Source organism: Sinomonas albida (assembly GCF_004919045.1).
Lineage (GTDB): Bacteria > Actinomycetota > Actinomycetes > Actinomycetales > Micrococcaceae > Sinomonas > Sinomonas albida.
In genome coordinates this window covers 193,854-206,486 of record NZ_SWDW01000007.1, presented here as the reverse complement: position 1 = coordinate 206,486, position 12,633 = coordinate 193,854, and the positions used below count along the sequence as shown (strand labels likewise).

At 68.6% G+C, this 12,633-nt stretch carries 11 protein-coding genes; 4 read left to right on the top strand and 7 right to left on the bottom strand.

Annotated elements, in window-relative coordinates:
• A partial coding sequence (locus tag E6A26_RS09250; protein WP_327407445.1) for a phosphoenolpyruvate-utilizing N-terminal domain-containing protein occupies positions 1-338 on the bottom strand: 338 nt, incomplete at its 3' end.
• Positions 339-528: 190 nt separating this feature from the next.
• On the opposite strand from E6A26_RS09250, the gene E6A26_RS09245 reads away from it, so the two are divergent.
• Genes E6A26_RS09245 through E6A26_RS09235 form a run of 3 tightly spaced genes read left to right on the top strand, consistent with a single transcriptional unit; the run spans position 529 to position 4,585 of the window.
• Positions 529-1,380, top strand: coding sequence for a TetR/AcrR family transcriptional regulator (locus E6A26_RS09245; RefSeq protein ID WP_136610916.1), 852 nt, complete (start codon positions 529-531; stop codon positions 1,378-1,380).
• A 17-nt stretch (positions 1,381-1,397) separates the two neighbouring features.
• On the top strand, positions 1,398-3,407 hold the full coding sequence (locus tag E6A26_RS09240) for a PTS mannitol transporter subunit IICBA (protein WP_136610897.1): 2,010 nt from the start codon (positions 1,398-1,400) through the stop codon (positions 3,405-3,407).
• Positions 3,404-4,585: a mannitol-1-phosphate 5-dehydrogenase gene (locus E6A26_RS09235; protein WP_136610896.1), complete on the top strand. Its 1,182-nt coding sequence runs from the start codon at positions 3,404-3,406 to the stop codon at positions 4,583-4,585. The genes E6A26_RS09240 and E6A26_RS09235 overlap by 4 nt, the downstream gene beginning before the upstream one ends.
• A gap of 221 nt (positions 4,586-4,806) precedes the next feature.
• On the opposite strand, the gene E6A26_RS09230 is transcribed toward E6A26_RS09235, so the two are convergent.
• The 6 genes from E6A26_RS09230 to E6A26_RS09205 all read right to left on the bottom strand — a co-directional run bounded on the left by E6A26_RS09230 (position 4,807) and on the right by E6A26_RS09205 (position 11,857).
• On the bottom strand, positions 4,807-5,571 hold the full coding sequence (locus E6A26_RS09230) for a DUF427 domain-containing protein (RefSeq protein WP_234865262.1): 765 nt from the start codon (positions 5,569-5,571) through the stop codon (positions 4,807-4,809).
• Between the two features lie 77 nt (positions 5,572-5,648).
• Complete coding sequence (locus E6A26_RS09225) at positions 5,649-7,334, bottom strand: phospholipase C (protein WP_211129057.1); 1,686 nt, start codon at positions 7,332-7,334, stop codon at positions 5,649-5,651.
• 140 nt (positions 7,335-7,474) lie between these two features.
• Positions 7,475-8,074, bottom strand: a complete 600-nt coding sequence (locus E6A26_RS09220) for a TetR/AcrR family transcriptional regulator (RefSeq protein ID WP_136610913.1) — start codon at positions 8,072-8,074, stop codon at positions 7,475-7,477.
• A 128-nt stretch (positions 8,075-8,202) separates the two neighbouring features.
• Positions 8,203-9,534, bottom strand: a complete 1,332-nt coding sequence (gene paaK, locus E6A26_RS09215) for a phenylacetate--CoA ligase PaaK (RefSeq protein WP_136610895.1) — start codon at positions 9,532-9,534, stop codon at positions 8,203-8,205.
• A 115-nt stretch (positions 9,535-9,649) separates the two neighbouring features.
• Positions 9,650-10,216: a hotdog fold thioesterase gene (locus E6A26_RS09210; RefSeq protein ID WP_136610894.1), complete on the bottom strand. Its 567-nt coding sequence runs from the start codon at positions 10,214-10,216 to the stop codon at positions 9,650-9,652.
• Between the two features lie 228 nt (positions 10,217-10,444).
• Complete coding sequence (locus E6A26_RS09205; RefSeq protein WP_136610893.1) at positions 10,445-11,857, bottom strand: MFS transporter; 1,413 nt, start codon at positions 11,855-11,857, stop codon at positions 10,445-10,447.
• A gap of 156 nt (positions 11,858-12,013) precedes the next feature.
• Between E6A26_RS09205 and E6A26_RS09200 the strand changes: the two genes are divergently transcribed.
• The gene (locus tag E6A26_RS09200; RefSeq protein ID WP_136610892.1) at positions 12,014-12,589 is read left to right on the top strand and encodes a TetR/AcrR family transcriptional regulator; all 576 of its coding nucleotides are present in this window, start codon (positions 12,014-12,016) and stop codon (positions 12,587-12,589) included.
• Positions 12,590-12,633 lie beyond the last annotated feature (44 nt).

Sequence of the window (12,633 nt, the reverse complement as noted above, 5' to 3'; positions counted from 1 at the left end):
CCGGACTCCCACACCGCCCGCTCGGCCGTGCGCGCCCCGCCCTCGGCCCCCGGGCCCAGCAGCTTCACCGCGCCCTTGACCAGCATCGGGTCCGCGGCCATCAACGCCGTGGCCTCCAGCACCGCCCGCGCATCCCCCACCGCGCCCGCGGCGCGGGCCTTCAGCCCCGCCTGCACCGCCCTGGACGCCGCCCGGATCCGCTCACCCTCGGACTCCACCGTCGCCCCCACCGGCAACCCCACACCCGCAGCAGGCTCACGAACCGGCAACGGCATCTGCCGCACAGGCCCCACCACACGCCCCGCCGTCACACCAACACCGTGAAACTGCTGCATCATTGGGGTCCTCTCGGTTCGTTCGGCTCGGTCCGTCCGGCGGAGCTTCGCGCTACCTTAGCGCCTATAGCGTTGCTATACAAACGTGTTTCGTGATCCTCACCACATGAATTATGCCTGTGACGCAGCTCACTATCACCTCTTGTATAGCGTTGCTATATCGGTTACGCTAGCGGCCATGCGTGATTCGGACATGGGTGTCGCCGACGACGCCCAGGACGGTGGGGCCCCCAAGGCCTCCCCGCGGGAGCGGCTCATTTCGGCCGCGATCGAACTGCTCGCCGCGTCGGACGGCAAGCCGGTCTCCACTCGTCAGATCACGGATCTCGCCGGCGTGACAGCGCCTACGCTGTACCACCACTTCGGCGACAAGGACGGGCTGATGGAAGCCGTCGTGGCCAGAGGCTTCGAGGAGTTCGTCCAGCGCGAGGGAACGATGGAGCGGTCGGCCAGTCCGCTCTTCGACGTCAAAAGACTGTGGGACACCCATGTGCACTTCGGGCTGACCCACGCTCAGCTGTACACCCTCATGTTCGGCAACACGGGTCCCGGACGCCGTCCGGTTCTCGTCGAGGAGGCAGAGCACCTCCTCGAGCGGGAACTCGGTCGGGCCGCCGCAGCCGGACAACTCTCGGCGCCGCCAGCTCAGGCGGCACGGGCCGTCCTTGCCGCCAACATCGGGGTCACGCTCATGTTGTTGGCGGATGAACCAGACCAACCCCTTTCGGCCGGCGATATCGCGACCCTGCCCCTCTCGGCGCAGACGCGTGACGCCGTCCTGCGCTCCGTCGTGGCGGACCCGTCCATCGTGGACGATCCGTCGCGCGGGGCGATTACACCCGGGGGCCAGCCGTCCTATGTCGCGGCGGCTATAGCCCTCAACGCCACGCTCGAGTCCTCGCATCCGGAACAGCTATCCGGTACCGAGATGCGGCTCTTCCTCGAATGGCTCCATCGGCTCTCCAACGCCCCCGAGGGCGGGTCGGGATCCGGCGGAGAGAGCCATCCTCCAACACCCCCCGGCGGCCCGCGGGCTGCCTCCTGACACGAAAGCAGGGAACCATGTCGACCACCGCAGCCCCCTCGAGGCTCCACGCCACGCGGGCCGGGGTGCAGAAATTCGGCACCTTCCTCTCTGGCATGATCATGCCGAACATTGGGGCCTTCATTGCCTGGGGCCTCATCACCGCCCTGTTCATCAAAACTGGTTGGCTCCCGGTCGACAAGCTGGGCGGCTTCGGCACTGACCCGGCCACAGGGCAGACTTACGTCGGTCTCGTCGGCCCGATGATCACCTACCTCCTGCCTCTGCTCATCGCCTACACGGGCGGCAAGGCGGTCTATGACGTCCGCGGCGGCGTGGTCGGTGCCATCGCCACCATGGGCGTGATCGTCGGCACAAGCATCCCGATGTTCATCGGTGCGATGATCATGGGTCCGCTCGGCGGCTGGACCATGAAGAAGATCGACTCGATCTGGGACGGAAAGATCCGCCCCGGCTTCGAGATGCTCGTCAACAACTTCTCCGCGGGCATCTGGGGAGCGGCCCTCGCCCTGGTCGGGTTCTTCCTTATCGACCCGGTCGTCACGGGCCTGACTTCGGTCGCCGGGAACGCCGTCCAGTTCATGGTCAACGCCGGAATCCTCCCGCTCACCTCGATCTTCATCGAGCCTGCGAAGGTCCTGTTCCTGAACAACGCCGTCAACCACGGCGTGCTCACCCCGCTTGGCATCCAGCAGTCGGCCTCGCAGGGCAAGTCGATCCTCTTCCTGCTCGAGGCCAACCCCGGCCCCGGCTTTGGGCTCCTGCTCGCGTACATGTTCTTCGGCAAGGGTGCGGCGAAGGCCTCGGCGCCCGGCGCGGCGCTCATCCAGTTCGTCGGCGGCATCCACGAGATCTACTTCCCGTACATCCTCATGCGGCCGATCCTCATCCTCGCGACCATCGGCGGCGGCATGACCGGCATCGCGACGCTCGCGATCACCCACTCGGGTCTCGTTGCTCCGGCAGCGCCGGGCTCGATCATCGCGGTCCTCGCCCAGACGTCGCGCGACAGTTACTTCGGAGTGATCCTCTCGGTACTCCTCGCGTGCGCGGTCTCCTTCCTCATCGCTTCACTCATCCTCCGGGCCGCGCGCAACAAGGAAGAGGGCGACCTCGCCGCGGCGACCGCCAGCATGGAGGGCATGAAGGGCCGCAAGTCGATGGCCTCGTCGCTCCTCGGGGGCGGCGGCGTTGCGACGGCGACCGAGATCCGCAAGATCGTCTTCGCGTGCGACGCCGGCATGGGCTCGAGCGCGATGGGCGCCTCGGTGCTCCGCAACAAGATCAAGGCGGCGGGCCATCGCAACGTCACGGTCGTCAACCAGGCGATTGCCAACCTCACGGACACGTACGACATGGTCGTGGTCCATCAGGATCTCGCCCTCCGGGCCGAGGAGAAGACGCCGAGCGCACAGATCGTGACGGTCGACAACTTCATGGGCAGCCCCAAGTACGACGAGATCGTGGCGCTCCTCGACGAGCAGGCCCAGACCGCGGACAGGCCGTTCGAGGGCGTGGCCGGCAAGTCCGAGCCGGCGTCCGAGGCCGAGGCCGCGGCGGCGCACGTGTCAGTTCCGCAGCATCCCGCGGAGACGAAGCAGGTCCTGCGGCCCGAGTCGGTGGTCCTCGTGGGCAACGCCTCGGACATGTCGAGCGCGATCGACGAGGCGGGCCACCTCCTCAAGTCGGCCGGGGCCGTCGATGACGCGTACATCGAGTCCATGCACGAGCGCGAGCGCTCCGTCTCGACGTTCATGGGCAACGGCCTCGCGATCCCGCACGGGACGAACGAGGCAAAGCCGCACATCACGGCCTCCGCCGTCACGTTCGTCCGCTACGCCCAGCCTATCGACTGGCAGGGCAAGCCGGTCACGTTCGTGGTCGGCATCGCGGGCAAGGACAAGGAGCACCTCGGCATCCTCGCGAAGATCGCCAAGGTCTTCGGCGACAAGGAACAGGTCGCGCGGCTCGAGGCGGCCCAGAGCGTCGATGAGGTGCTCGACATCTTCGGAAAGGTGAATGCATGACGCTCGGGAGCAAGTCGGCAGTCCACTTCGGGGCGGGGAACATCGGCCGCGGTTTCGTGGGCCTCCTGCTCCATGAGGCAGGCTACGGGCTCGTCTTCGCCGATGTGGCGACGCCTCTCATCGAGGCGCTCCAGGCCACGCCGTCGTACACCGTGCACGAGGTCGGCGCCGGCGGCGTCGACCACCTCGTGGACGGCTACGACGCGGTCAACTCCGCTACGCAGGAGGCCGAGCTCGTCGAGCGCATCGCGCGCGCCGACATCGTGACGACCGCCGTGGGCCCGAACATCCTCAAGTTCGTGGCCCCGGTGATCGCCCGCGGCCTCGCCGCGCGGCCGGAGGGCGCGGCGCCGCTTGCCGTCATGGCGTGCGAGAATGCGATCAACGCGACGGACATCCTCGAGGCCGAGGTGCGGGCCGCGGCCCGCACCGAGGGCCTCGGCGAGGACGCGGTGGACGCGAAGGCCATCTTCGCGAACACGGCGGTGGACCGCATCGTCCCGGCGCAGGCGCCGGGCGGGGGCCTCGACGTCCGCGTCGAGCCCTACTTCGAGTGGGCCATCGAGCGCGGTCCGTTCGGCGACGCTGTCCCGGAGATCCCGGGTGTCACGTGGGTCGACTCGCTGGGTCCGTACATCGAGCGGAAGCTCTTCACCGTCAACACGGGCCACGCCTCCGCCGCCTACTTCGGGCGCGTGGCGGGCAAGGAGAAGATCGCGGAGGCGATCGGCGACCCCGAGATCCGGCGGAAGGTCGAGGCCGTCCTGGCCGAGACCAAGGCCCTCCTCGTCGCGAAGTACGGCTTCGCGCCCGAGGAACAGGAGGCGTACATCCGCAAGATCCTGGGGCGCTTCGCCAATGCCGAGCTCCCGGACACGGTGGACCGCGTGGGCCGTGCGCCGCTCCGGAAGCTCAGCCGGCACGAGCGGTTCGTCGGCCCGGCGGCCGAGCTCGCCGAGCGCGGCCTGTCCGCGGACGCGCTGTTGGGCGCCATGGGTGCCGCGCTGCGCTTCGACGCGGCCGACGACGACGAGGCCCAGCGCCTTCAGTCCCTCCTCGCGGGGGAGGGGGCGGACCTCGCGATCGCCGAGGAACTCACTGGCCTCGGGCCGGAGCACCCGCTGCACGACTCCGTGGTCGGTCTCGTGGCGGAGGCGCGGGCGGGCGTAGGCGGCTAACCGCCCGGAGCATCGGGACCGTCAAGGGGGCGACCAGAGGGCGACGCGGAGAATTCTCGACGCGTCGCCCTCTTCCGTCCATGGCGGAAGGCAAGCGTGCGGGCGCCTGGGCAGAGAAAAACCTGCATCGCGCCATTGAGATGCAGGTCACGTCAAAGAGTGTAGGCACGGCCTCCCGCCGATTCCATCGACCGGTCAGAACGTTGCCAAGCCGTTATCACTCACGTCCACGCCGTGGACGGCCGCGCGGAGACCTGGCCGTCCACCTCGACGTCGGTGCGCTCGTCGAAGAACGCCACGAGACCGTGGATCTGCGCCATCTCGGGGAATTCGGGGCCGTAGGACCACGCGACGGGCCGGCCGTCGCCGAGCCCCGGCGCCGTCCAGTAGTGGGCGTGGCCCTTGTACGGGCAGACCGTCACGAGGTCCACGGACTCGAGGAGGTCCCAGTTCACGTCCTCGCGCGGGATGTACGACCTAGGCGGAAGACGCCCCTCGAATAGGATCACGGAGCGCGTCGTCTCGGCGAGCACGGCCCCGTCCAGGAGCACCCGGACGTGGCGTGACGTCGCGCGCATGTCGATCCGGGAGAACGGGTCCGGGGGATGCCCGATGACGAGTTCGTCCTCCTCGAACCAGTCGAACGCGTCCGTCTCGCAGACGATGTAGCCGCTCAGGTCCGGGTCGCTGAGCCGGAACGCCTTCCCGGCGGCGGTGTGGCCCCCCGCCCTGACGGTGAGAAGGTCGCCGTCGGCCGTATGGTTCGCGCCGCCCTCGCCGGGCGCGGCCGGCTCGAGGCGAGCGACGACATCGTCCTCGGGAACCGCGTGGACCGGGATGTGACGCCCCGGCTCCCACAGGACGATCGCGCGGCGCGACTCCAAGACGACCTCGTCGCCCAGCCGCGCGCGGAGCCGTTTCGGGGTCGGCTCGTAGCGGAGCTCGGGAACGAGACGGCGGAATTCGTTGGACATGCGGATGGCCACGGAACCAGCGTGCTCCCGTGGCCATCCTCAAGCAACTCCCTCACGCGCTGGGGGAGGAACCCCGCAGCGAGGGTTGATTACTCCTGGCTGTCCGAATCGCCCTCGTCGCCCTTCGAGACGACGTTTCCGGTCTTCGGGTCGAGAATGACTGTCGACTCGCGGTCGTTCTCGAAGTTGAACATGTTGGTGAGCGAGCCGGCGATCGCGTCGAACGAGCCGTCGCCGAGGCGGCCGAGGTGCCAGTTGTCCTCGATGAAGCGCAGGACCGAGGACTGCTGCGTCTCCGTGTGGTCCACGAAGTTGCGCTTCGCGAACGGGGAGATGACGAGGAGCGGGAGGCGCGGGCCGGGGCCGCAGCGGTCAGCGTAGCCGCCGAGGATCGGCGTGCCGGCCTTCGCGGCGTTGAGGCACCACGCGGCGTCGTTGGCCGGGTCGTTCGAGGCGTTCTTGACCTTCGCTGCGACGTGGTCGTACCACCCGTCCGAGTCATCGTAGGCGAGGACGATCGCCGTGGAGTCCCAGTTCTTCGACTTCTGGATCGCGTTGATCTGGTTGACCACGAACTCCTGCTCGTCGATCGGATCCGAGTACGAGGCGTGGCCATCCTGGTAGTTCGGCGCCTTGAGGAACGAGACGGCGGGCATGTTGTCCGAGTTCACGACCTTGTCGAAGTCCGTCATGTCGTACTGGTGGTTCGCCTGCCCGTTGTGGCCGATCTCGGCGTCCGAGGCGGGCGCGAGGTGGTGCGGGTTCGACGTCGACTTGTAGTACTGGAACGGCTGGTGGTGCGGGTTGTAGTCAGTGCGCGAGCCCCCGACGATGTTCGCGTGCGCGGTCGTGCACTGCGCGTAGTCCACGCCCTTGATGTTCTTGGTGCCGTTGGGGGTGAAGCCGCCCTCGAACCAGCCCCACGAGACGTTCTTCTCGTTGAGCAGGTCGCCAACATTCTTGCCCTGCATCGCAGCCAGCGGGTAGTTCTGCGAGTGGTTGCCGTTCGAGCAGTCGTCGTACGCGGGGTCGGGGTCTTCGGTGACGGTGCCGACGCCCTGGGCGTTCGGGGACTTGACCGTGTAGTCGTCCGGCGTCGCCGTCGGCTTCCCGGTGAACGGATCGACGCTCGTGACGCCGTGGGTCTGGCCGGCGACGAGGTTGAGCGCGCCGGGCGTGGACGGGCCGAACTCGTCACCGAAGCTGTTGTCGCTCATGGCGTAGTTCTGCGCATAGTTCCAGAGACCCGTGACGGTGTTGCCGTCGTAGTAGCCCATGGTGAGGCCCTTGGTCTGGTAGCGCGGGTCGCCGGGCTTGCCGCACGAGTCAGAGCTCGTGTTCTCGACGAACTTGTTCATGAGCCCGTTGTTGTAAGCCAGCTGCTCGGGCTTGTAGTCGTGGTCCTGGTCGCACGTCACGGCCTGGCCCGGCGTGAGGCGCATCGGCTGGACGGAGTTCGGGTTGTTCGGCGCGAGCAGGTTGGCGTTCGCGAGCGTGTTGATGTCCTTGGGCGTGTTCCCCTTGGCCGTGAAGGACGACGCCGGAGCGCCCGTCCCCTGGACCTTCTCACCCGCGGCGTTGGCGGCCTGCGGGTAGGTGGCGTAGTAGTGGTCGAACGAGACGTTCTCGCCGAAGATGACGACGACGTGCTTGATCGGCGTGGTGGTGGCGGAGCTGGCGGCCTGGGCCGGGGCGGCGGCCATGGCCCCGCCCGCGGCGACGACGAGCCCGAAAGCGCTCGTGGCAGCCGCGGCGCGGATGCTGAACTTCGGCATGTGGATGTCCTTCTCGAGAGCGGCGGTTCTCTGTCCCCGCGAAGACCCTATTCCCGCCGATTGGCCTCGGAGCCCGAGTTGCCGATCAATTCAGCAGAAGTTCATCCATTGGGAATGGCAGCCGTGGCAAGCCGGTCGACCTAGCGCAGCCCGCCCTGGCGGAGTCCATCGAACAGCACCGCGACGACATCGTCCGCAAGCTTCTCGGCCGTGAGCGAGCCGCCCGGCCGGTACCACTCGACGATCGAGTTGATGGTTCCGAACAGCAGGCGAGACACAGTGCGCGGGTCGATGTCGCTGCGGAGGGTGCCCTCCGCCCTTGCCTCGTCGATGAGCCCAGCGACCTTGCGGTCGAAGACGCGCCGGCGCTCCATTGCCGTCCGCTCCGTCTCGGTATTGCCGCGGAGGCGCAGGAGCAGCGTCACGAACGGCAGGCGTTCGGTCAGGACCCGCACGGTCGAGCGCACCACGAATTCGAGCCGCTCCTCCGCCGTCCCCTCGTGCGTCTCGTGGGCCTCCCACACCGACTCGAGGCCGCCGAGGGCCTGCTCGAGGGCGAGCGCAAGCAGGTCCTCCTTGGACGGCACATGGTGGTAGATCGCCGACTTCGAGATGCCGAGGTTCTCCGCGAGGATCCCCATCGACGTCGCGTCGTAGCCGTGCCGGTTGAACACCTCGACGGCTACGTTGAGCACCGACCGCTGGTCGTAGCCGGGGCGGCCCCGGCGCCCGGAGGGCATAGGGCCCGAGGTTCCCTGGCCCGAGGTTCCCTGGCCCGAGGTTCCTCGGCCCGAGGCTCCCCGGCCTGGGGTTCCCGGGTCTGGGGTCTCGGTGGCAGCGGCGGAAGGCATGGGATCCAGTCTAGGGTTTAGGCCTTGGTGCGGAGGTCGTAGATGCGCCGCAGCTTGCCGTTCGAGCGCTCGAGCGAACCGGGCTCGACCACGTCGATGCGGCACGTCGAGCCGATGTGAATCTTGATCTGCTGCCGCAGGGCCGAGGCAGCCGCGGTACGCTGCTCCGCCGTCGTCCCTTCCCTGGGTTCGATCTTCACGGTGAGCTCGTCCATTCTGTGCGGGCGGGTGATCTCGAGCTGGAAGTGCGGGCTCAGCTCGGGGATCCGCAGCGCGATCTCCTCGATCTGCGACGGGAAGAGGTTCACGCCCCGCAGGATGATCATGTCGTCGCTGCGGCCGGAGATGCGGCCCATGCGGCGGTGGCCGGGACGCGCGGTGCCGGGCTGGAGCGTCGTGAGGTCCTTCGTGCGGTAGCGGATGATCGGCAGCGCCTGCTTGGTGAGCGACGTGAACACGAGCTCGCCCGTCTCGCCGTCCGCCATGGTCCGGGTGAGGTCGAACGGGTCCACGATCTCGGGCCGGAAGTGGTCCTCCCAGACGTGGCTGCCGTCCTGCGTCTCGACCGACTCGCCCGCGACGCCGGGGCCCATGACCTCGGAGAGGCCGTAGATGTCGCACGCCTTGATCCCGAACATCTGCTCGAGTTCGTGGCGCATCTCCTGCGTCCACGGCTCGGCGCCGAGCACCGCGTACTTGAGCGAGGTCGCGCGCGGGTCGAGGCCCTTGTGGGCCATCGCGTCGCCGATGGTGAGCAGGTAGGTCGGCGTGCACAGGATCGCGTCGGGCGCGAAGTCCTGGATGAGCTGGATCTGCTTCTCGGTCTGGCCGCCCGACATCGGGATGACGGTCGCGCCGAGCTTCTCGGCGCCGGCGTGCGCGCCGAGCCCTCCGGTGAAGAGGCCGTAGCCGTACGCGTTGTGCACCTTCATGCCGGGCCGGACGCCCGAGGCCCGGAGGCAGCGCGCCACGAGCGTCGCCCACGTGTCGAGGTCCTGCTTCGTGTAGCCCACCACGGTCGGGCGGCCGGTGGTGCCCGAGCTCGCGTGGATGCGGACCACGTGGTCCATGGGCACGGCGAACATGCCGAACGGGTACTCCTGGCGGAGATCGTCCTTCGTGGTGAACGGGAACTTCGCGAGGTCGGCGAGCTCCTTGAGATCGCTCGGGTGGACCCCGGCCTCGTCGAACTTGCGCTGGTACAGCGCCACGTGGCCGTACGCGTAGTAGAGCGTCTCCTGGAGGCGCGTCAGTTGGAGGGCCTCGATCTGGTCGCGCGACATGGTCTCCTCGGCATCGAGGATCGCGGGGCCGAAGGCTGAGGTCTCGGGGGAGGCGGTCTGGGTCATGGAAGTCTTTCTCGAGTGAGGTGTGCGAGGGCGACGTACGACGGCGGAGCGGCGCGCCCAGCGCTTGGGGGGCCAGCGCTTGGGGGACCGGCGCTTGGGGGCTGGCCCTAGGGGGCTAGCGCTTGGGAACGGTGCGCGAGCGCCCGCGGAATTCGGCAATGAGCCGCGGCGCCTGCGGCTGCACTGGCGCCTGAGCCGGGGACGCGCCGTCGGGCGTTGATCCCGGGGCCGCGCCTCCGGGGGACACGCTGGCGGGAGCCGGGGACGCGCCGTCGGGCGTTGATGCGGAGGCCGCGCCGGGCGCCGTCGCATAGACCTGGACGTCGTAGAGGCCGCTGCGCCCGGCCTGGGCTCGGCGGGCCGCGACGGCGGTGATGCGCTCCCCGGCGTGGGCCGGGGCGAGGAAGTTGACGTCGACGCCGGCGGCGACGGTCATGGTGTTGTCGTCCTCCTCGGGCGTGTGCGGGTTGCACGCAAGAGCGAACGCGGAGTCGGCGATGGCGAAGATCATTCCACCGTGGGCGATGCCGAATCCGTTGAGCATCTCGCGGCGGAGCGTCGTCGCAACGGTCGCGGAGCCGTCCCCGAGGGCGAGGACCTCGAGGCCCATCCATTCCGTCGCGTAGTCGTCGGTGAGGATGGGGTGGTGGGCCAACTGGTCCGCGGGAGCAGCGTCGCTCATGGAGGTACCTCGCATTTCTTTACCGAATGTTCATTAGGTAATCCCATGCGTGGGAATGTGTCAAGGGATCGGCCGCCATCCGGACGCCCGGCCGGTTGGCCGCTGGGGGGCCGGTTGGCCACCGTTGTGCAAAGCAGCACCCCCGGTCCGAAGGCCGGGGGTGCTGCTTTGGTTTCGCCGTGGTTCGGGCGGCTCTAGCCCGGTTCGGGTAGTCCTGCGCCTAGCGGCTCAAGCCGTCTCGCGGTGACGCCTCACGGCAAGCCCCACGACCGCCGCCAGCGCGACGACGGAGAGGATCGTGGCCGACCAGAATCCGGCCCGCCCGCCGATCACGAAGTCGCCCGGGACCGCGAACGCCGCGAACGTGGACGCAACGATGGCGAGCCCCACGGCGCCGCCGAGCTGCTGCATCGTCTGGAACAGGCCCGATGCGGACCCGGCGTGCTCGGGTTCGACGTCGCGCAGCGCGAGCGTGGTGAGCGGCATGAACGTCATGCCCGCGGAGATGCCCGTGCAGAGGAGGGCGACGACGACGAGTGCGAAGCTCGTGTTCGCGCCCAGCTGCGTGAGCGGAACGAATGCGACGACGCGGAGCGCCGCGCCGATAATCACGAGCCGCACGGCGCCTATGCGCTCGACCATTCGCGGGATGATGCGTGACATCGCGAAGATGCTCAGGGGCATCGGGAGGAACGCGAGCCCGGTCACGAGCGGCGAGAAGTGCAGCTGGTCCTCGAGGTACTGGACCATGAGGAAGAACATCGCGAGCATCCCGCCGTAGGTTGCGGCCATCGCTGCGAGCGCGCTCACGCGGCTGGGGCTGCGGAGCAGCTGGGGGCGGAGCAGGGGGTGCGCCACCCGGCGCTCGGTGTAGGCAAGCGCTGTGAGCAGCACGGCGCCCACGATGAAGCCGCCGAGGGTGCGCGGGCTGAACCAGCCGTAGTCGGGAGCCTGGATGAGCGCCCACACGATCGCGACCGCGCCGCCCGTTGCCGTGACAGCGCCGAGGACGTCGAAGCGTCCCGGGCGCCGTGGGGTTTCGGGGACGAGGCGCGGTACCGCGATGAGGATCAACGCTCCGATCGGCACGTTGATGAAGAGGGTCCACCGCCAGTTGGTCGTGTCGGTGAGGATGCCCCCGAGGATGAGGCCGAGGGCACCGCCCATCGACGCGATCGCTGAGAACAGGGCCAAGGCGCGGTTGCGGGCGCCCTCCTCCGGGGCGGACGTGGTGATGAGCGCGAGCACGCTCGGAGCCGCGAACGCGGCCCCGAGGCCCTGGAGGGCGCGGGCGATGACAAGGAGGAGGGGCGAGGTGGCCAGGCCGCCGAGGAGGGAGAAGAGCGTGAATGCGGCGACTCCGACAAGGAACGTGCGGCGCCGGCCGAGGACGTCCCCGATCCGGCCGCCGAGCAGCAGGAGGCCGCCGAACGCGAGCGCGTAGCCGTTGAGGACCCAGCTGAGGGCCGAGCTGGAGAAGTGGAGGTCGGTGGCGATGTGCGGAAGGGCGACGTTCACCACCGTCGAATCGAGGACGAGCATGAGTTGAGCGAGCATGACCAGCCACAGGCCGATGTTTCCGGCGCGGCGGCTGGTGGGCGCAGCCCCGCTGGGGGCGCGCGTGGCAAGGGTGGGAGCCATGAGGGTGAAGTCCTGTTCTAGCCAGAGGGTGGCTGGAGATTCAATCCGGAAGGTAGGCGTACACTAAGAGGAGAGATGCTCCGATTAGAACTATACGGAGACTGTCTCCGTTTTGCAACTGGGTTCTTGGGGTTTTCTGGAAGGAAGTGTCTTACTGTGCGCGCTGACGCCCGCCGTAACCGCGATCGGATCGTCGATGTGGCCCGCATGCTCTTCCGGACGAAGGGCTACGACGCTGTCTCGATGGACGAGGTCTCGAAGACGGCTGAGGTCGGCACGGGCACGCTCTACCGACACTTCCCGACCAAGGAGGCCCTCTACGACGCGGTCCTCGAGGCCTGGGCAGAGCGGGTCAACTCCGCGGTAGAGCGCGCGCTCACGCTCGACGCGTCCGCGCGCGACCAGCTCCTGGCGTGGCTCACCGCCTATTCCGCCATGCTCACCGAGCACAAGGGCGCCGCCGCCCGCATCACTGCCGCCCTCGGTGATCCCGGCTCGCCATTCGCGGCAAAGTGCCAGACCTATCTCGGCGCGAATCAGCGCATCATCGAGGCTCTGTCTCCCGCGCTCCGCCCCGACGTCGACGCGATGCAGATCAGCCGGCTCGTGGGCGGCGTGGCCGCCGTCGCGGACAACAGCGAGATCCCGGCTGACGCGGTCCAGGCCATGCTCGGCGTCGTCGCCGATGGGCTGGTCGCCTCAGAGAAGGACTCGCTGCCCGTGCGGGCTTAGGCCGAGTGCGACGGCCTCGACGAGGCCTTGCGCTATCGGCAGGA